The organism is Caulobacter segnis, from assembly GCF_023935105.1.
Lineage (GTDB): Bacteria > Pseudomonadota > Alphaproteobacteria > Caulobacterales > Caulobacteraceae > Caulobacter > Caulobacter segnis_B.
In genome coordinates this window covers 341,127-358,701 of sequence record NZ_CP096040.1, presented here as the reverse complement: position 1 = coordinate 358,701, position 17,575 = coordinate 341,127, and the positions used below count along the sequence as shown (strand labels likewise).

Annotated in this window: 19 protein-coding genes; 11 read left to right on the top strand and 8 right to left on the bottom strand. The window is 69.2% G+C overall.

Annotated elements, in window-relative coordinates:
- The first annotated feature begins 13 nt into the window (after nt 1-13).
- Nucleotides 14-853, top strand: a complete 840-nt coding sequence (locus MZV50_RS01805) for an aldo/keto reductase (RefSeq protein WP_252632726.1) — start codon at nt 14-16, stop codon at nt 851-853.
- A 23-nt stretch (nt 854-876) separates the two neighbouring features.
- Here MZV50_RS01805 and MZV50_RS01800 read toward each other — a convergent pair whose 3' ends face one another.
- Nucleotides 877-1,524 (bottom strand): DedA family protein, encoded by a 648-nt coding sequence (locus MZV50_RS01800; protein WP_252632725.1) that lies wholly within the window; start codon nt 1,522-1,524, stop codon nt 877-879.
- 242 nt (nt 1,525-1,766) lie between these two features.
- On the opposite strand from MZV50_RS01800, the gene MZV50_RS01795 reads away from it, so the two are divergent.
- The 10 genes from MZV50_RS01795 to MZV50_RS01750 all read left to right on the top strand — a co-directional run bounded on the left by MZV50_RS01795 (nt 1,767) and on the right by MZV50_RS01750 (nt 11,526).
- Complete coding sequence (locus MZV50_RS01795) at nt 1,767-3,041, top strand: glutamate-5-semialdehyde dehydrogenase (RefSeq protein WP_252632724.1); 1,275 nt, start codon at nt 1,767-1,769, stop codon at nt 3,039-3,041.
- Complete coding sequence (locus MZV50_RS01790; RefSeq protein ID WP_252632723.1) at nt 3,007-3,669, top strand: nicotinate-nucleotide adenylyltransferase; 663 nt, start codon at nt 3,007-3,009, stop codon at nt 3,667-3,669. Before MZV50_RS01795 ends, MZV50_RS01790 begins: the two co-directional genes overlap by 35 nt.
- Nucleotides 3,670-3,802: 133 nt before the next feature.
- Complete coding sequence (gene rsfS / locus MZV50_RS01785; RefSeq protein WP_223395952.1) at nt 3,803-4,234, top strand: ribosome silencing factor; 432 nt, start codon at nt 3,803-3,805, stop codon at nt 4,232-4,234.
- 58 nt (nt 4,235-4,292) lie between these two features.
- A complete protein-coding gene (gene rlmH, locus MZV50_RS01780) occupies nt 4,293-4,757 on the top strand; it encodes a 23S rRNA (pseudouridine(1915)-N(3))-methyltransferase RlmH (RefSeq protein ID WP_252632722.1) in 465 nt (154 codons plus the stop codon).
- A 16-nt stretch (nt 4,758-4,773) separates the two neighbouring features.
- Complete coding sequence (locus MZV50_RS01775; RefSeq protein WP_252632721.1) at nt 4,774-5,829, top strand: murein hydrolase activator EnvC family protein; 1,056 nt, start codon at nt 4,774-4,776, stop codon at nt 5,827-5,829.
- Nucleotides 5,830-5,943: 114 nt separating this feature from the next.
- The gene (locus MZV50_RS01770; RefSeq protein ID WP_252632720.1) at nt 5,944-7,335 is read left to right on the top strand and encodes a S41 family peptidase; all 1,392 of its coding nucleotides are present in this window, start codon (nt 5,944-5,946) and stop codon (nt 7,333-7,335) included.
- Nucleotides 7,336-7,485: 150 nt separating this feature from the next.
- Complete coding sequence (locus MZV50_RS01765) at nt 7,486-8,667, top strand: divergent polysaccharide deacetylase family protein (RefSeq protein ID WP_252632719.1); 1,182 nt, start codon at nt 7,486-7,488, stop codon at nt 8,665-8,667.
- Nucleotides 8,668-8,705: 38 nt separating this feature from the next.
- On the top strand, nt 8,706-9,194 hold the full coding sequence (locus MZV50_RS01760) for an RNA pyrophosphohydrolase (RefSeq protein ID WP_252632718.1): 489 nt from the start codon (nt 8,706-8,708) through the stop codon (nt 9,192-9,194).
- 31 nt (nt 9,195-9,225) lie between these two features.
- The gene (locus MZV50_RS01755; protein ID WP_252632717.1) at nt 9,226-10,722 is read left to right on the top strand and encodes an alpha/beta hydrolase; all 1,497 of its coding nucleotides are present in this window, start codon (nt 9,226-9,228) and stop codon (nt 10,720-10,722) included.
- A 54-nt stretch (nt 10,723-10,776) separates the two neighbouring features.
- The gene (locus MZV50_RS01750) at nt 10,777-11,526 is read left to right on the top strand and encodes an alpha/beta hydrolase (protein ID WP_252632716.1); all 750 of its coding nucleotides are present in this window, start codon (nt 10,777-10,779) and stop codon (nt 11,524-11,526) included.
- Here the strand turns inward: MZV50_RS01750 and sugE are convergent.
- The 7 genes from sugE to atpA all read right to left on the bottom strand — a co-directional run bounded on the left by sugE (nt 11,523) and on the right by atpA (nt 17,533).
- The gene (gene sugE / locus MZV50_RS01745) at nt 11,523-11,852 is read right to left on the bottom strand and encodes a quaternary ammonium compound efflux SMR transporter SugE (protein ID WP_252632715.1); all 330 of its coding nucleotides are present in this window, start codon (nt 11,850-11,852) and stop codon (nt 11,523-11,525) included. The genes MZV50_RS01750 and sugE overlap by 4 nt on opposite strands.
- Nucleotides 11,853-11,977: 125 nt before the next feature.
- The gene (locus MZV50_RS01740; RefSeq protein ID WP_252632714.1) at nt 11,978-12,742 is read right to left on the bottom strand and encodes a hypothetical protein; all 765 of its coding nucleotides are present in this window, start codon (nt 12,740-12,742) and stop codon (nt 11,978-11,980) included.
- 160 nt (nt 12,743-12,902) lie between these two features.
- Nucleotides 12,903-13,163 (bottom strand): ATP synthase F1 subunit epsilon, encoded by a 261-nt coding sequence (locus MZV50_RS01735; RefSeq protein ID WP_004621865.1) that lies wholly within the window; start codon nt 13,161-13,163, stop codon nt 12,903-12,905.
- A complete protein-coding gene (locus tag MZV50_RS01730; protein WP_252632713.1) occupies nt 13,163-13,414 on the bottom strand; it encodes a hypothetical protein in 252 nt (83 codons plus the stop codon). The genes MZV50_RS01735 and MZV50_RS01730 overlap by 1 nt, the downstream gene beginning before the upstream one ends.
- Nucleotides 13,414-15,042: a F0F1 ATP synthase subunit beta gene (gene atpD / locus MZV50_RS01725; protein ID WP_252632712.1), complete on the bottom strand. Its 1,629-nt coding sequence runs from the start codon at nt 15,040-15,042 to the stop codon at nt 13,414-13,416. The genes MZV50_RS01730 and atpD overlap by 1 nt, the downstream gene beginning before the upstream one ends.
- A 47-nt stretch (nt 15,043-15,089) precedes the next feature.
- Nucleotides 15,090-15,965 (bottom strand): F0F1 ATP synthase subunit gamma, encoded by an 876-nt coding sequence (locus tag MZV50_RS01720; RefSeq protein ID WP_252632711.1) that lies wholly within the window; start codon nt 15,963-15,965, stop codon nt 15,090-15,092.
- Between the two features lie 35 nt (nt 15,966-16,000).
- Entirely contained in the window at nt 16,001-17,533 is a 1,533-nt protein-coding gene (gene atpA / locus MZV50_RS01715; protein ID WP_252632710.1) for a F0F1 ATP synthase subunit alpha, read from the bottom strand.
- Nucleotides 17,534-17,575: the final 42 nt, after the last annotated feature.

Here is a 17,575-nt window from a genome sequence, read left to right as displayed (position 1 = left end):
TCCGGAGTTCTTCATGTCCAAGCTCGTTCCCGCCGTCCGCTCCGGCGACGTCCTGATCCCCGCCCTCGGCTTCGGCACCTGGCAGCTGGAGAACGAGGCGGCCGTCACGCTGGTCGAGAAGGCGCTGGAGGTCGGCTATCGCCACATCGACACCGCCCAGATCTACGGCAACGAACGCGAGGTCGGTCGGGCGATCAAGGCCAGCGGGATCAAGCGCGACGAGATCTTCCTGACCACCAAGGTCTGGATCGACAAGTTCGCCGACGGTGATTTGCAGCGCTCGACCGAGAAGAGCCTGGAGCGCCTGGGCGTCGACCATGTCGACCTGCTGCTGCTGCACTGGCCCAAGCCCGAGGTCCCGCTGGTCGAAACCCTGAAGGCGCTGAACGAGGTCCGTTCGCGCGGCTGGACGCGGGCCATCGGCGTGTCGAACTTTCCCGCGGCCCAGCTGGAAGAGGCCGCCAAGCTGTCGGAGGCGCCGATCGCCACCGACCAGGTCGAGTATCACCCCTATCTCTCGCTCAAGACCCTGAAGGCCAAGGCCGAGGCCCTGGGCGTCTCGATCACCGCCTGGTCGCCCCTGGCGCAGGGCAAGGTCGGCCAGGATCTGACGCTGATCGAGATCGGCCGCGCTCACGGCAAGACCCCGGGCCAGGTCACCCTGCGCTGGCTGATCCAGCAGGGCGTCATCGCCATCCCGCGCACCAGCAACCCCAAGCGCGTCGAGGAGAATTTCGACATTCTCGACTTCGCCCTCACCGACGACGAGATGACCCGCATCCACGGCCTGGCCCAACCGGACGGGCGCCTGGGCGACTGGCTGGACAAGGCCTACGCCTGGGATGCCGAATAGGACGAGCGAAAAGGCCGGCGCCCTTAGAGGGTCGCCGGCAGCGCCGCGCGCCGACGCTGGGCCGACCGGCGCAACGCGTTGATCAGGGCCGAGCCGCCCAGGACGATGGCCGCGCCGCCGCCCAGAAGCGGCCACAGCGCCCAGCCTTCCAGCTCCAGCAGCGCTAGGCCTCGCGCGGCCAGGTAGCCCGGCGCCAGCAGGACGCCGACCCACAGCATCGCCGAGACGACGTTGGCGACCTGAAAGACCCAGGCGCGCATCTGCAGCATGCCGACCATCACCGGCACGAAAGCGCGTAGAGGCCCGAAGAACCGGCCCACGAAGACCGACACCACGCCATAGCGGCTGGCATAGAGGCGCGTGCGCGCCACGGCGCGGCGGCGTGACCGCAGGGCCGGATGGCGCAGGGCGCGCGCGCCCAGTTGGCGGCCGATCTGGAACGAGATGGCGTCGCCCAGCACCGCGCCGGCCACGCACCAGAAGAACACCTCGACGGGATCCAGCGCGCCGCTGGCGATCAGGCCGCCGGCCAGCAGCATCAAGGCCGTCGCCGGCACGAACGCTCCGATCAGGAACATCGATTCCAGCAAGGTCAGGGCCCCGAGAATCGGGCCGGCCCAAGCCTGGTGTTGCGAAACGAACGCGCTGACGGGGGAAAGCAAACTGTCCATGGACTCCTCGAACGCACAGATAGGTGCGCTCACGGGCTTCCATAAGGCGGCAAGGTGACCTGTTCGCGAAGAACTGGCGCCCTGTGACACGGAAACCTCTTCGAAACCCGGGCCTGCATCGGCCACGCAGCGAAACTCCATCCGTTTTCAGACGAAGCCGGTTTCATCCTTGCCGGAAAGCGCCTAGGTAAGCCTCAACCTGAGCATAACTTACCAGGGCCATTAGGATTAGGACCGGGACGATGGACGACGCGGGCGCCAGCTTGCAGGCGACAATGGCGGGGATGGGCCGGACGGCCCGCGAGGGCGCGCGCGCGCTTCGCCTCGCCACGCCAGAGCAGCGCACCGCCGCCATCCGGGCCATGGCCGCAGAGATCCGCCGGGACGCCGCCGTCATTCTGGCCGCCAACGCCAGGGATCTGGCCCGCGCCGGCGCCAATGGCCTGACCGCTCCCATGCAGGAACGCCTGCTGCTGGACGAGAAACGCCTGGAAGGCGTGGCGGCGGGCGTCGAGGCCGTGGCCGACATCCCCGATCCCATCGGCGTGGCCACCGCGCGCTGGACCCGGCCCAACGGCCTGGACATCAGTCGCGTGCGCACCCCGATCGGCGTGATCGCCATGATCTACGAGAGCCGCCCGAACGTCACCGCCGACGCCGCGGCGCTGTGCGTGCGCTCGGGCAACGCGGTGATCCTGCGCGGCGGTTCGGAGTGCATCGACTCCAACCTCGCCATCCACGCCGCGATCGAACGCGGCTTGAAGGCCGCCGGCCTGCCCGCCGCCGCCGTCCAGGCGGTGAAGACCCCGGACCGCGCCGCCGTCGGCGCCATCCTGTCGGGCCTGGACAAGGCCATCGACCTGATCATCCCGCGCGGCGGCAAGAGCCTGGTCGCCCGCGTCCAGGCCGAGGCCCGCGCCCCGGTGCTGGGTCACCTGGAAGGCCTGAACCACGTCTTCGTCCACGCGGCCGCCGACCCGAAGAAGGCCGTCGACATCGTCGTCAACGCCAAGCTGCGCCGGGTGTCGGTCTGTGGTTCGGCCGAGACCCTGCTCGTCGACAGGGCCGCCGCCGAGACCCTGCTGCCGCCGATCGCCGACGCGCTGGTGAAAGCCGGCTGTGAACTGCGCGGCGACGCCGCCGCCCGCGCCATCGTGCCGTCCATGACGACGGCGACCCGGGAGGACTGGACCACCGAATACCTGGCGCCGATCCTGGCCGTGGCCGTGGTCGATGGCGTGGACGGCGCGGCCGCCCATATCGCCGCCCATGGCTCGGGCCACACCGACGCGATCGTCACCGAAGACGCGGCCGCCGCCGACGCCTTCGTGGCGGCGGTCGACAGCGCCATCGTGCTGGTCAACGCCTCGACCCAGTTCGCCGACGGCGGCGAATTCGGCTTCGGGGCCGAGATCGGCATCGCCACCGACAAGCTTCACGCCCGCGGCCCGGTTGGGGCCGAGCAACTGACGACGTTCAAGTATGTGGTTCGCGGGACCGGCCAGACTCGTCCCTGAGGCCGGCCGGCCCAACGCCCAGCGCCTCGGGTTCCACCTGGAGCCCGGGATGCGCGTCGGCCTGTTCGGCGGCAGCTTCAACCCGGCGCACGAGGGCCACGCCCACGTCGCCGAGACGGCCATGCGTCGCCTGGAGCTGGACCGGGTCATCTGGCTAGTCTCGCCGCAGAACCCGCTGAAGTCCTCGCACGAGACCCGTCCCGTGGCTGAGCGCATGGCCGCCGCCCGCCGCTGGGCGCGCGGCTCGGGCATGATCGTCTCCGACGCCGAGACGCGGCTGGGTTCGCGGTACACGATCGACACTCTGCGGGTTCTTCGGGCGCGCTATCCGGGCGTGAAGTTCGTCTGGGTGATGGGCGCCGACAGCCTGGCCACCTTCCACCGCTGGCGCGGCTGGACCCAGATCATGCGCGAGGTTCCGGTGGCGGTGATCTCGCGGCCCTGGATCGCGCTGAAAGCCCGCACCGCCCCGGCCGCCCGCCGCTTCGCCTTCGCCCGCTGGCCGGCCAGCGCCGCCGCGCGCCTGCCCGACGCCACGGCCCCGGCCTGGGTCTACCTGACCGGCCCACTGAACTTCGCCTCCTCGACGGCTTTGAGGTCGCGGCAGACAGGGCGGCCGAAAGGCTGAAGGCCAAGCTTTCCGGCGTGGCGCGGAGGCCTCACGCCGCGCGGCCAAACAGCGTTCGGCCATCACCCCCTCACGGTTTCTCCAATTCCGTGCTATGAGGGATATCCACAGCGACCCCATAAGGAGCAATCCGCTGCGTAGCGACCCCGCGCAAAGTGCGCACGAAGGCTCGGCCGGCGCCGAGTCCTCGACTGAATCCCCGGGCCTGAGTCTGCCCCTCGACGTGAAGGCGCTGGAGCGCCTGATCCTCACCCGCCTGGACGACGACAAGGCCCAGGACATCGTCCACATCGACCTGACGGACAAGAGCTCGGTCGCCGACAGCCTGATCGTGGCGTCCGGCCGTTCGCACCGTCACGTCGGCGCTCTGGCCGATCACATCCTGCGGGCGCTGAAGGAAAACGGCTTCGGCAAGGCGCGGGTCGAAGGCCTACCGCATTGCGACTGGGTGCTGATCGACGCCGGCGACGTCGTCATCCACCTGTTCCGCCCCGAAGTGCGCAGCTTCTACAACATCGAGAAGATCTGGGCGGTCGACGCCCCGCACCGTACGGCTGCGAACTGATCTCTCGCGCTCGGCCGCTGTCTCGTGAAGGGATAGCGGCCTCGAGCCCTGTTTCCCGATGAAGATCACCATCCTCACCGTCGGAAAACTCGGCCGCATGGTCGAGGCGCAACTGGCCCTGGACTATGCGTCCCGCGCCACCGCGTCCGGTCGCGCCCTGGCCCTGGGCCCTGTCGAGATCGTCGAGGTCGAGGCCAGGAAACCCGGCAAGGCCGCCGAGGCCGAGGTGCTGCGGCCGCACCTGGAGGGCGCCTATGTCGTGGCCTGCGACGAGCACGGCAAGGCCTGGAAGAGCCGCGCCTTTGCCGATCACCTGGCCCGGCTGCGCGACGACGGCCATCGCCGCGTGGTGTTCCTGATCGGCGGCGCCGACGGTCTGGATCCCTCGATCCTGTCGGCCGCCAACGAGACCATGGCCTTTGGCGTGCAGACCTGGCCGCACGCCCTGGCTCGGGCGATGCTGGCCGAGCAGGTCTATCGCGCCGCCACCATCCTGTCGGGCTCGCCCTATCACCGCGATTAGGGCTAGAGATCGAGCGATGTCCCGCTCACGACTCGTCATCGGCCTCGTGGCCCTGGCCCTCGCCGTTCCCACGGCCGTGGTTGGCTGGCAGCGCGCCGATCGCGCCATCGAGGCCCAGCGCGCCAAGGATCGCCAGCAGGCCGCCGACACCCGCCGTGAGATCGAGGATCTTCGGGCCGAGCTGGACCGCCTGGATCACGCCCGCATCGCCGCCGGGGCCGATGTCGACGCCAAGCGCGCCCGACTGGAAACGCTGAACGCCCGCGAGCGCTCGATCCTGGCCGACCTGGGCGTCAACCGGCAGCGGCTGTCGTTGCTGCTGTCGGCCCTGCAGCTGTTCCGCCGCGACCCGCCGCCGGCCCTGCTGGTCTCGCCGGGCGACGCCCGCGACGCCGTGCGGGCGGCGATCCTGATCCGGGCGATGACGCCGGAGCTGCAGCGCCGCGCCGACGCCTACGCCCGCCAGGCCACGGCCGTAGGGACCTTGCGCCGCGAAGCCGCCGCCGCCTCGGCCGAGCTGTTCACCGCCGAGAGCGTGGTGGCCGACCGCAAGGGCGAGATCGAGCGCCTGATCATCGAGAAGACCCAGCTGGAGCGCGCCTTCGCCCACGAGGCTTTGGCCGAGGAGAGCGAACTGCGCACCCTGGGCGCTCTGACCGATGGGCTGGGCCGGGTCGAGCCGACGGGCCCGCTGCACCTGCGCAGCCCCGCCGCAGGAGCCATCGTCCGCCGCTTCGGCCAGGAGATGCCGGCCGGGGGCAAGTCGCCCGGCCTGACCATCCGTGTCGACAAGGGCCTGACCGTCACCGCCCCCGCCGCGGGCACCGTCGAATACGCCGGCGCGCTGAACGGCTGGGGCGCGGTGCTGATCCTGCGCTCGCAAGGCGCTTATCATCTGGTGCTGGCCGGCCTGGACCAGATAACGGCGTCACCCGGACAATCTGTCGCGGCCGGCGCCCCCATCGGGAAGATGCCGGATCATGTATCCTCCGATCCGGAACTCTATATGGAGGTCCGGGAGAACGGTGAGCCGGCGGACCCGGAACGCTGGCTCAAACAAGAGTCGCGATAGTCGACTTTTTCAGTAATGGTGGCCGTAATTACACCTACGGCCACTGTCAGTGGTTGGACGGGGCTAAACACGGTTTGCGGCGCCGCGCGCCGCCAGGGAGCCTTCAGGGCCTTAATGCGCAAGTATCTGCTCATCGGAGTTTCGGCTTTCGTCCTCGGCGCGGGCGCGATGGCTTACGTCAGCCCCATCGCCCAGGCGAACAACGCCCCCAAGACCAAGACCTACAAGATGCTCGAGCTGTTCGGCGACGTGCTGGGCACGGTCGAGGACCAGTACGTCACCGAGGTCGACGACAAGAAGCTGATCGAAGCGGCGCTGGACGGCATGCTGACCAGCCTGGATCCGCACTCGGGCTACCTGTCGCCCGACAGCTACGAGGACATGCAGGACACCACGCGCGGCGAGTACGGCGGCCTCGGCATCGAGGTCACCAGCGAGGACGGCGTCGTGAAGGTGATCTCGCCGATGGACGGCACCCCCGCCTCGCGCGCGGGCATCCAGGCCGGCGACTACATCACCGCGGTCAACGGCCAGAGCGTGCTGGGCCTGACGGTCACCGAGGCCGTCAAGCAGATGCGCGGCACGGCCGGCGAGGCGGTCACCCTGACCATCGCCCGCGACAAGACCGACCCGTTCGACGTCAAGCTGGTTCGTGAGGTGATCAAGCCCAAGGCGGCCATCGCCCGCATGGAAGGCGACTATGGCTATGTCCGCCTGCCGGGCTTCAACGAGAAGGCCACCGACGCGGTGGTCGCCTCGATCAACGACCTGAAGGCCAAGAACCCGCAGATGAAGGGCCTGATCCTGGATCTGCGCAACAATCCCGGCGGCCTGCTGGACCAGGCGGTCGGCGTGGCCGACGTGTTCCTGGACGGCGGCGAGGTGGTCAGCCAGCGCGGCCGCGACCCGCGCAACATCCAGCGCTACAACGCCCGTCCCGGCGACCTGCTGAACGGCATGAAGATGGTCGTGCTGATCAACCAGGGCTCGGCCTCGGCGGCGGAAATCGTCGCCGGCGCCCTGCAGGATCGCCACCGCGCCGAACTGGTCGGCCTGACCAGCTTCGGCAAGGGCTCGGTTCAGACCGTGATCCCGCTGCGCGGCGGGGCCGACGGCGCCCTGAAGCTGACCACGGCCAAATACTTCACCCCGTCGGGCCGCTCGATCCAGAAGACCGGCATCGCCCCGGACCTCGAGGTCGCTCAGACCCGCGACCAGGCCCAGGACATCGCCAACCGCGTCTGGTTCAGCGAGGCCAGCTTCAAGAACGCGCTGAACGCCGACGAGGGCAAGACCCGCGTCGCGCCGCACGCCCCGGCCGAGGCGCCGCCGGCGGCCTTCGACGACAAGAAGGGCGACTTCCAGCTGGAGCGCGCCATCGCCGTGCTGAACGCCGGCTCGGTCGCCGCCACGCCCAAGCTGCCCAAGCCGGCGGCCAAGGTCGCCGAGGTCACCGCCAAGGCGGCCGCCGCGGCCGGCAAGGCGCCGGTGACCCAGAACAAATAGGGCGTTCTTCCCGCCCCAGATCAACGCCGCTCCGGGACACCGGGGCGGCGTTTTTCGTTGGGCCCGCGACGTCGCGCCGCGCCGCCGCCGGCCGATCGCAGGATCTCGTTAACCATATCTTCGAAGCTTCCTCGCTAGCCTGTCCGGGTCATGGCCGTCACGTTCTCGCGCAAGCCCGCCTATGCCGCCGCCGCGCCCGCCGAGGGCGGATCCGGGGACCTGCGCGCCAAGCTGATGGCCGCCTTGAGCAACCCCTATATCGGCGCCAGCGGCGCGGCCCTTCTGTTCCTGACCTCGCTGGCGACCCTGGTGCTGATCACCAGCGACCCGCACGCCGGTGCGCCGGTGATTCGTCTGGAGCTGACCAAGATCGGCGCCACCAAGAACGCGCCGGACGGCTGGCGCGAGGCGCTGAGCGGCGATCCCGCCCACGAGGCCGATTTCGTCCCCGGCCAGTTGGGGCTGTCGCGCGATCCCTTCGCGCCCGTCGCCCCCGAGGGCGGCGAGGCGACGCCGATCGAGGGCCTTCAGAACCTGCCGCCGATCCCGCAGGGGCCGGGCCTGGCCCAGGCCCCGATCGCTGGCCTGACCGCGCCCGGCCCCGGCGGCGGCCCGCTGCCGATCATCGGCGCGGATGGTCGCACGGCGGCGGAAGCCTACGCCCGCCCGTTCACGCCGAACGGCCGTCCCAAGGTGTCGGTGGTCATCGGAGGCCTGGGCCTCAACGCCCAGACCACCCGCGCGGCGATCGAGACCCTGCCGGGCGAGATCACCCTGTCGTTCGCGCCCTATGCCGAGGGCCTGCAGGGCTGGATCGACCTGGCCCGCGCCCATGGCCACGAGGTGCTGCTGGAAACGCCGATGGAGCCGGCCGACTATCCGGCCAATGACCCCGGCCCCTACACCCTGATCGCCGCCAACCGGCCGGAAGACACCGTGCGCAAGCTGGAGTGGCTGATGTCGCGCGCCAGCGGCTACTTCGGCCTGTCGAACTATCTGGGCGCCCGGTTCGTCGAGAGCGACCAGGCGATGACCACCTTCAACGCCGTGCTGAAGGCCCGCGGTCTGGCCTTCGTCGACGACGGCCTGGCCTCGCGTCGCGGCGGCCCGATCCCGCGCGCCTCGGCCGACCGGGTGATCGACGACGAGCTGTCGGCCGGCGCCATCGACGCCCAGCTGCGGGCGCTGGAGAACGGTGCGGCCGGTCGCGGCCAGTCGCTGGGCTCGGGCTTCGCCTATCCGGTGACCATCACCCAGGTCCGCATCTGGTCCGCCGGCCTGCAGGCGCGCGGCCTGCAGCTGGCCCCCGCCTCGGCCTTAGCCCACCGTTAAGCTAGCGCCCCGCCTGAACTCGTGGAACAAGGCTCGGGATGATCGAGCCCGACTACCCCCAGCACCGCCCGAACGTCGGCGTCGTCCTGTTCCACCAGGACGGCCGCGTCTGGCTGGGCCGCCGCCACAAGCAGGCGCCGCCTTACGACTGGCAGTTCCCGCAAGGCGGCGTCGACGAGGGCGAGGATCTTGAAGCCGCCGCCCGCCGCGAACTGGCCGAGGAGACCGGCGTGACGTCCGTCGAGCTCCTCGGACGCACCGAGGGCTGGATCACCTACGACTTCCCGCCCGAGGTCCTGGCCAACGAAAAGCGCTCGCGCGGCTGGCGGGGTCAGAAGCAGGTCTGGTTCGCCTATCGCTTCATCGGCGAGGAGTCTGAGATCGATCTGGAGGCGGACGAGCACATCGAGTTCGACGCTTGGAAATGGGGTAGGCTCGACGAAACGCCCGAACTGATCGTACCCTTCAAGCGCGGGGTCTACGAAGCGGTGGTCGCCGCCTTCGCGGGGTTCGCGCGGAATGCCTGAAAACGGCGTTCGTCGCGGTGGGGAGAACGGAATGGCGGACACGGTTCTGCTGATTCACGGTTACGGCTGCGGAGGGGACGTCTGGGGTCCCGTCGCCGCCCGGCTGCGCGCCGAAGGCTATCGCGTCGAGGCCCCGACCATCCGGTCGGCGGTGCGCACGGTCGAGGGCCCGCGCGCGGGCCTGGCCGGGCTGACCCTGGCCGACTACGTCGCCGAGATGAGCGCCCTGGCCCAGACCCTGGCCAAGGAGACGGGCCGCAAGCCGATCGTCATCGGCCATTCGATGGGCGGGTTGATCGCCCAGAAGGTCGCCGAGGCCGGCCACGCGTCCGCGCTCGCCCTGTTCGCCCCCGCCTCGCCGGCCGATGCGCGCGGCAAGCCCAAGCTGGCGCCGGTCTTCACCTTCCTGAACCTGGCTCTGTCCTCCAAGCCCGAGACCAAGGCCGGCAAGATGTGGAAGGCGGGCTTCAAGTTCGGCGTGGCCAACGCCGTGCCGCCCGCGCGACACGACGAGCTCTACGCCAAGATGGTCCATGACAGCGGGCGGGTGCTGGCCGACCTGGCCTGGCCGCACAAGGACCCCAACAAGACCGCCTATGTCGACGCCAGCAAGGTCACCGTGCCGGTGCTGGTGCTCGCGGGCGCGCTGGACCGCACGACGCCGGTCGAAGACGTCCGCCTAGTCGGCAAGAAGTACGCGACCGCCGACTACAAGGAATATCCGAACAACGCCCATTATCTCATAGACGAGCCCAACACGATGAAGATCCTCGACGACCTGATCGCCTGGCTGAGCGGCAAGAAGCCGGCCACCCCCGCCCCGGCGCCCGAACCGGCCAAGGCCGCCGCGCCGACGCCGACGCCAGCGCCAACCCCGGCGCCCGCGCCGACCCCGGCTCCAGCGCCCGAACCCGTGAAGGCGCCTGAGCCGGCCCCGGTCGCGGCGGCTCCGGCGCCCGCCCCGGCCCCGGCGCCGGCCGCAAAGGCTCCGGCTCCGGCCCCGGCCAAGCCGAAGGCCGCCCCCAAGTCCAAGGCCGCCGCGCCCGCCAAGGCCGCTCCGGCGACGAAGGCTCCGGCCGCGAAGGCTCCGGCCAAGGCCGCCGCCGCCCCGAAGGCCGCCGCGCCGAAGAAACCCGCCGCCGCTCCGGCCAAGGCGCCCGCCGCCAAGGCCCCGGCCAAGCCGAAGGTCGCGGCCGCCGCGGCGCCCAAGGCCGCCGCCAAGCCGGTCGCCAAGGCGAAGGCCGCTCCGGCCCCGGCCAAGGTCGCTCCGAAGGCCGCGCCGGCCGCCAAGGCCGCCCCGGCGGCGAAGGCTCCCGTGACGAAGGCCCCCGCTGCGAAGGCTCCGGCGGCGAAGGCTCCGGCCAAGACCGCCGCCGAGCCGAAGACCGCCGCGCCCAAGGCTCCGGCGAAAGCTCCGGCCAAGCCGAAGGCCGAAGCCAAGCCGAAGGCCGCCGTCGCCAAGGCCCCGGTCGCCAAGAAGCCTGCGACAAAGGCGCCCGCCAAAACCTCGCCCAAGCCGGCGAAGTAAGTGTAGGCTGAACCCCGCCGGCTGCTTCGTCGGCGGGGTTTCTTCAGGGCGTCCATGCGCGCACCCGTGATCATGGTCCACGGCGCTTTCTGCGGCGGCTGGACCTTCGACGCCTTCCGCGCGCCGTTCGAGGCGGCGGGGCACGATGTGCTGACGCCCGATCTGATCGGCCACGACGGCGCGAGCAGCGCCGCCGGCGTCTCGATGACCGACTACGCCCGCCAGGTCGCGCGCCTGGCCGACGCCTGCGAGACGCCGCCGATTCTGATCGGCCACTCCATGGGCGGCCTGGTCGCCCAAATGGCCGCCTCGCGCGCCAAGATCTCCAAGCTGATCCTGCTGGCTCCGTCCGCGCCCTGGGGCGTCTCCGGCGCCAGCCTGGAGGAGGCGGTGTCGGCCGTCAGCCTCTACACCTTCGGCCCCTACTGGCTGCAGGCCATCGCGCCGGACTACGGCGTCGTGCGTCGCTACAGCGTCGACCGGCTAGCCAAGCCCGAGCGCAAGGCGATCTTCGCCCGCATGACGGCCGAGAGCGGCCGGGCGCTGTGGGAGACGCTGAACTGGTGGCTGGACCCGTTCATGACCACTTCGGTCTCGGCGCCGGGCTGCCCGGTGCTGGCCATCGCCGGCGGGCAGGACGTCATCCATCCGCCCGCCACGGTCCGCCAGACGGCCGCGCGCCTGGGCGGGAGCGTCGAGGTGTTCCCCGAGATGAGCCACTGGCTGCCTGGGGAACCCGGCTGGGAGGCCGTCGCCCAGCGCTGCCTCGACTTCATCGCCCTGGAGGGCCGCGCGGCGGCCTAAGCCGCCGAACCGGCGCTGAACACCTTCAGCCCGAGGATCCCGGCCACGATCAGGCCCAGGCAGACCAGCCGCGCGGCGGTCGCCGGCTCCTTGAACAGCACGATGCCGACGATGGCCGTGCCCACCGCGCCCACGCCGGTCCAGACCGCATAGGCCGTGCCCAGCGGCAGGGTCTTCACGGCCCAGCCCAGCAGGCCCATCGACAGCACCAGGCTGACGGCGGTCAGGGCGATCGGGATCGGCTTGGTGAAGCCCTCGGTGAACTTCAGGCCCACGGCCCAGCCGATTTCGAACAATCCGGCGATGAGGAGAATGATCCAGGCCACGACGAGCCCCTTTCCTGAAAAGGTGGGGTCGTCCCCGGCATTCGGCGGTTGCAAAAGCAAAAGGCGCGGGGGTCGTCCCCCGCGCCTCGCTTAGATAGGTCCAGAGCCCCCGAGGGGCAACCAGCTTAGCGGCTGCTGGTGCTGTACAGGATTTGGGCGCGTTCGAAGTTCTTGCCGACCGAGCTTTCGTCCAGCTTCTTCAGGCGCATGTATACCAGGCCCGCGTGGCCGCCGGCCCAGGCGTCGTCCCACGACACGGTGAAGCGGCGGAAGTCGCTGCCGACCGTCTGGTCGTTGCGGATCAGGCGCAGCTGCGGGCTGTTTTCCCACGTGGCCCAGTCGTGCAGGCCGTTGGCCAGTTCCTGGGCCTGCTCGGGCGTCTGGGCGTAGTCGATGGTGACCGTGCAGACGTTCTTGTTCGAGCCCGGGTTGTCGAGCGTGATGTTGTACGGCTTGCCGAGGTCGAGGACCTGCTGTTCCTTCTTCTTCTTGAAGCCGTAGTCCTTGGTCAGCTGGGCGAAATCGCCGCCGGCGACCTGCGGCTTGCAGACCTTGTCCAGCACGTCCAGCAGCTTCAGGGTCACCGGGTCGGTGGTCTTCGGACCACGGACCGGAGCCGTGTAGGTTTCGGCCGGCGCGCCGGCTTGCGGCGCGGCCACGGGCGGAGCGGCCTGGTCAGCCGGGGTGGCGGCCGGGGCAGCGGCCGGAGCGGCTTGATCGGCGGGCGCGGCGGCCGGGGTCGGCGCGGCGGCGGGAGCCTGGGCGGGAGCGGGAGCCGGAGCGGCGGGTTGCTCCTGGGCAACGGCGGTCGAGACCGCACCGAGAGCGATCAGGCTGACGAGCGCAAGGCGCATAGGCTGGATATCCCCAACAAGACGAGAGGTCGGCATTAAAACCGACAGGCGGTCCCTCGCAACCCTTATGGCTACCGATTGAGGCGTAGATTGGGTCACAAGTGTAATTTTTTCGCGTCCCGCACAGGCGAGACACGAAAACGCCCCCGTCCGCAAGGAACGAGGGCGCTTCGAAACGTATCGGCGATACGCCAAATCAGGCCGCTTCGACGGCGTGCTCGGCCAGGATCGTCAGGCCATCCGGGCCGACGTCGGCGAAACCGCCCTGGATGTCGAACACCTTGGTCGTCGCGCCGTCCTTCACGGTCACCTTGCCTTCGCGCAGGGTGGTCATGAACGGAGCGTGGCCGGCCAGGACGCCGAAGTCGCCTTCCGAACCCGGAGCCTGGACCAGGTCCACGTCGCCGGAGAACAGTTCACGCTCGGGCGCGACCAGGGAAAAGTGCAGCTTGGCCATCAGTTGAAGGTCTCCTCGACGCCGCCCAGGGCGGCTTCGATGTCTTCGTCGGTCTGGATCTCGGTTCCGCAGAACGGGCAGAAGTGGATCGTCGCCAGCATCAGGCCGGTTTCGCCCTCTTCTTCCCGCTCGCCGAGGTTCAGCAGGATCAGGCCGCTGTCATGCTCGATGAGGCCGGCGTTGGTGTCCGGAGACACCGCCTCCGCCAACTCCTCGCAGCAGAAACCGGCCAGTTCCGTTTCTTCGGTCATCAGGCTTCAGCCGCCATCTTTTCGGCCTTGGCCACGGCTTCCTCGATCGGGCCGACCATGTAGAAGGCGCCTTCCGGCAGGTGGTCGTACTCGCCGTCCACGATGCCCTTGAACGAGCGGATGGTGTCCTTCAGCTGGACGAAGGCGCCCGGCGTGTTGGTGAACTGCTCGGCGACGTGGAAGGGCTGGCTCAGGAAGCGCGAGATCTTGCGGGCGCGCGAAACGACCAGCTTGTCCTCTTCCGACAGCTCGTCCATGCCCAGGATGGCGATGATGTCCTTCAGGGCCTTGTACTGCTGCAGCACTTCCTGGACGCGACGGGCGACCGTGTAGTGCTCTTCGCCAATGACCAGCGGGTCCATGATCCGCGAGGTCGAGTCCAGCGGGTCCACAGCCGGGAAGATGGCCTGGGCCGCGATGTCACGCGACAGAACGGTGGTGGCGTCCAAGTGGGCGAACGAGGTGGCCGGCGCGGGGTCGGTCAAGTCGTCGGCGGGGACGTAGATGGCCTGGACCGAGGTGATCGAGCCCTTGTTCGTCGAGGTGATGCGCTCCTGCAGGTTGCCCATCTCGGTGGCCAGGGTGGGCTGATAGCCCACGGCCGACGGGATGCGGCCCAGCAGAGCCGACACTTCGGCGCCGGCTTGGGTGAAGCGGAAGATGTTGTCGACGAACAGCAGCACGTCCTTGCCTTCTTCGTCACGGAAGTATTCCGCGATCGACAGGCCGGTCAGGGCGACGCGGGCGCGGGCGCCCGGCGGTTCGTTCATCTGGCCGTAGACCAGGGCGCAGCGCGAGCCTTCGGTCGAGCCGTTGTTGGCCTTCGGGTCGACGTTGACGTTCGACTCGATCATCTCGTGATACAGATCGTTGCCTTCGCGGGTGCGTTCACCCACGCCGGCCAGAACCGAGTAACCGCCGTAAGCCTTGGCGATGTTGTTGATCAGTTCCTGCATCGTCACGGTCTTGCCGACGCCGGCGCCGCCGAACAGGCCGATCTTGCCGCCCTTGGTGTAGGGGCACATCAGGTCGATGACCTTGATGCCCGTGACCAGCACTTCAGCGGTGTTGGTCTGCTCGGCGAAGGTCGGGGCGTCGCGGTGGATCGGGCGCGACAGGGTCGACTGGATCGGGCCCTGCTCGTCGATCGGCTCGCCGATGACGTTCATGATGCGGCCCAGGGTGCCCGGACCGACCGGCACGCGGATGGCTTCGCCGGTGTCGCGCACGGGCTGGCCGCGGACCAGACCTTCGGTGGCGTCCATGGCGATGGCGCGGACGGTGTTCTGGCCCAGGTGCTGGGCGACTTCGAACACCAGGCGCTGGCCGGTGGCTTCGTTGACGGTCTCGACGGCGTTCAGGATCGCCGGCAGGGCGCCGGTGAACTCGATGTCGACGACGGCGCCGATGATCTGCACCAGACGGCCGGTGGCGCCGTCCAGGGACTTGGCCGGAGCCTTCGGCGCGGCGGCCTTGGGTGCGGCCGGCTTCTTGGCGGCCGGAGCCTTAGCAGCGGCGGCGGCGGGAGCCTTAGCGGCGACAGCGGCCTTCGGAGCAGCGGCGGCCTTGGGGGCGGCGGGCTTCTTGGCGGCGGCGGCGGCCGGCTTTTCAGTCGGGGTCTTGGCCATGGCGATGCGGTCTTTCGGTCTCTGCGTGCTTGTGTCGTTAGGCTAGATCAGACGGCTTCGGCGCCGGAGATGATCTCGATCAGCTCCTTGGTGATCTGGGCCTGGCGGGAACGATTGTACTCGAGGGTGTAGCGCTTGATCATGTCGCCGGCGTTGCGCGTGGCGTTGTCCATGGCGGTCATCTGGCTGGCGTAGAAGCCGGCCATGTTGTCCAGCAGGGCCGACAGGATCTGAACCGTCAGGTTGCGCGGCAGCAGGGTCTCGAGGATGGCCTCTTCCGAGGGCTCGTACTCATAGACCGCCGTCGGACCGGTCGGGGCTTCGACACCCTCCACGGTCGCCGGGATCAGTTGCAGGCCCGTCGGGATCTGCTGCACCACCGACTTGAAGCGGCTGTAGAACAGGGTGACCACGTCGGTCTCGCCGGCTTCGTACAGGCGCGTGACGGTGTCGGCGATCGGCTGGGCCACCGACAGCGTCAGCTGGCGATAGGCCGACAGGTCGAACGTCTCGACGATCTTGCCGGCGTAGGGACGGGCGAGCTGCGCCGTCACCTTCTTGCCGACGCAGATGATCTGCACGGTCTTGCCCTGGGCGATCAGGCCGTCGATGTGCTGGCGCGCGGCGCGGACGATCGACGAGGTGAAGCCACCCGCCAGGCCCCGGTCGGCGGCGGCGACGACGACCAGGTGGCGGTCGTCGCGGCCCGTGCCGGCCAGGAGCTTCGGCGCGCCGTCACCCGACACGCCGCTGGCGAGGTTGGCGATGACGCTGGCCAGACGCCGAGCGTAGGGACGGGCGGATTCCGCCGCGTCCTGGCTCCGGCGCAGCTTGGCCGCCGCCACCATCTGCATCGCTTTCGTGATCTTTTGCGTCGCTTTGACGCTCGAGATCCGATTGCGCATTTCCTTCAAGCTGGCCATTCGGCGCTACTCTCTCCGAGCGGTTCCGAGGGGGCTTAGGCGAAGGTCGACGAGAAGCTGTCGAGCGCGCTCTTCAGCGTGTTCTCCAGGTCCTTGTCGAGGGCCTTCTTGGTGCGGATGCCGTCCAGCAGATCCTTGTGCTGGCTGTGCAGACGGGCCAGGAACTCGGTCTCGAAGCGGCGAACCGACGAGGTCGGGATCTTGTCCAGATAGCCGCGCGTGCCGGCGTAGATCACGCAGACCTGCTCTTCGACCGACTGCGGCGCGTACTGCGGCTGCTTCAGCAGCTCGGTCAGGCGTTCGCCGCGCGCCAGCATCTTCTGGGTCGAGGCGTCTAGGTCCGAGCCGAACTTCGCGAAGGCGGCCATTTCACGATACTGGGCCAGTTCGCCCTTAATCGGGCCGGCGACCTGCTTCATGGCCTTGATCTGGGCCGACGAGCCGACGCGCGACACCGAGATGCCGACGTTCACGGCCGGGCGGATGCCTTGGTAGAACAGGTCGGTTTCCAGGAAGATCTGGCCGTCGGTGATCGAGATCACATTGGTCGGGATGTAGGCCGACACGTCGTTGGCCTGGGTTTCGATGATCGGCAGAGCCGTCAGCGAGCCCGAACCGTTGTCTTCATTCAGCTTCGCGGCGCGTTCCAGCAGGCGCGAGTGCAGATAGAAGACGTCGCCCGGATAGGCTTCGCGGCCCGGCGGGCGGCGCAGCAGCAGCGACATCTGACGGTAGGCGACGGCCTGCTTGGACAGATCGTCATAGATGATCAGGCCGTGCAGGCCGTTGTCGCGGAACCACTCGCCCATGGCGCAGCCCGAGAACGGGGCCAGGTACTGCAGCGGGGCCGGTTCCGAGGCCGAGGCGACGACGACGATCGTGTATTCCAGGGCGCCGTGCTCCTCCAGGGTCTTGACGATCTGGGCGACGGTCGAGCGCTTCTGGCCGATGGCGACGTAGACGCAGTAGAGCTTGGCGCTCTCGTCCTTGCCGGCGTTGACGGCCTTCTGGTTCAGGATGGTGTCGATGGCGACGGCGGTCTTGCCGGTCTGACGGTCACCGATGATCAGCTCGCGCTGGCCGCGGCCGACCGGGATCAGGGTATCGATCGACTTCAGGCCGGTCTGCACGGGCTCGTGCACCGACTTGCGCGGGATGATGCCCGGAGCCTTCACGTCGACGCGGCGACGCTCGGTGTATTGGATCGGGCCCTTGCCGTCGATCGGCTCGCCCAGCGGGTTGACGACGCGGCCCAGCAGGCCCTTGCCGACCGGCACGTCGACGATCTCGCCCAGGCGGCGGACTTCGTCGCCTTCCTTGATCTCGGCGTCGGCGCCGAAGATCACGGCGCCGACATTGTCGCGCTCGAGGTTCAGGGCCATGCCCTTCACGCCGGCCTTCGGGAATTCCAGCATTTCACCGGCTTGGACGTTGTCCAGGCCGTAGATGCGGGCGATGCCGTCACCGACGGACAGCACTTGGCCAACGTCCGAAACAGCGGCTTCTTCGCCGAAGTTGGCGATCTGCGACTTGAGGATGGCCGAAATCTCGGCGGCGCGGATGTCCATGGTCTTCTGGGCTCTCTGCGATCTAATTTTTTAAGGCGCGCT

Bases quoted from the DNA above. Each gene is read 5' to 3' on its own strand.
- MZV50_RS01770 (WP_252632720.1), top strand. From the start codon at position 5,944: ATGCGCAAGTATCTGCTCATCGGAGTTTCGGCTTTCGTCCTCGGCGCG.
- MZV50_RS01765 (WP_252632719.1), top strand. From the start codon at position 7,486: ATGGCCGTCACGTTCTCGCGCAAGCCCGCCTATGCCGCCGCCGCGCCC.
- MZV50_RS01750 (WP_252632716.1), top strand. From the start codon at position 10,777: ATGCGCGCACCCGTGATCATGGTCCACGGCGCTTTCTGCGGCGGCTGG.
- MZV50_RS01775 (WP_252632721.1), top strand. From the start codon at position 4,774: ATGTCCCGCTCACGACTCGTCATCGGCCTCGTGGCCCTGGCCCTCGCC.
- MZV50_RS01760 (WP_252632718.1), top strand. From the start codon at position 8,706: ATGATCGAGCCCGACTACCCCCAGCACCGCCCGAACGTCGGCGTCGTC.
- MZV50_RS01720 (WP_252632711.1), bottom strand. From the start codon at position 15,965: ATGGCCAGCTTGAAGGAAATGCGCAATCGGATCTCGAGCGTCAAAGCG.
- MZV50_RS01795 (WP_252632724.1), top strand. From the start codon at position 1,767: ATGGACGACGCGGGCGCCAGCTTGCAGGCGACAATGGCGGGGATGGGC.
- MZV50_RS01735 (WP_004621865.1), bottom strand. From the start codon at position 13,163: ATGGCCAAGCTGCACTTTTCCCTGGTCGCGCCCGAGCGTGAACTGTTC.
- atpD (WP_252632712.1), bottom strand. From the start codon at position 15,042: ATGGCCAAGACCCCGACTGAAAAGCCGGCCGCCGCCGCCGCCAAGAAG.
- MZV50_RS01730 (WP_252632713.1), bottom strand. From the start codon at position 13,414: ATGACCGAAGAAACGGAACTGGCCGGTTTCTGCTGCGAGGAGTTGGCG.
- MZV50_RS01805 (WP_252632726.1), top strand. From the start codon at position 14: ATGTCCAAGCTCGTTCCCGCCGTCCGCTCCGGCGACGTCCTGATCCCC.
- MZV50_RS01755 (WP_252632717.1), top strand. From the start codon at position 9,226: ATGGCGGACACGGTTCTGCTGATTCACGGTTACGGCTGCGGAGGGGAC.
- atpA (WP_252632710.1), bottom strand. From the start codon at position 17,533: ATGGACATCCGCGCCGCCGAGATTTCGGCCATCCTCAAGTCGCAGATC.
- MZV50_RS01800 (WP_252632725.1), bottom strand. From the start codon at position 1,524: ATGGACAGTTTGCTTTCCCCCGTCAGCGCGTTCGTTTCGCAACACCAG.
- MZV50_RS01740 (WP_252632714.1), bottom strand. From the start codon at position 12,742: ATGCCGACCTCTCGTCTTGTTGGGGATATCCAGCCTATGCGCCTTGCG.
- rlmH (WP_252632722.1), top strand. From the start codon at position 4,293: ATGAAGATCACCATCCTCACCGTCGGAAAACTCGGCCGCATGGTCGAG.
- MZV50_RS01790 (WP_252632723.1), top strand. From the start codon at position 3,007: ATGTGGTTCGCGGGACCGGCCAGACTCGTCCCTGAGGCCGGCCGGCCC.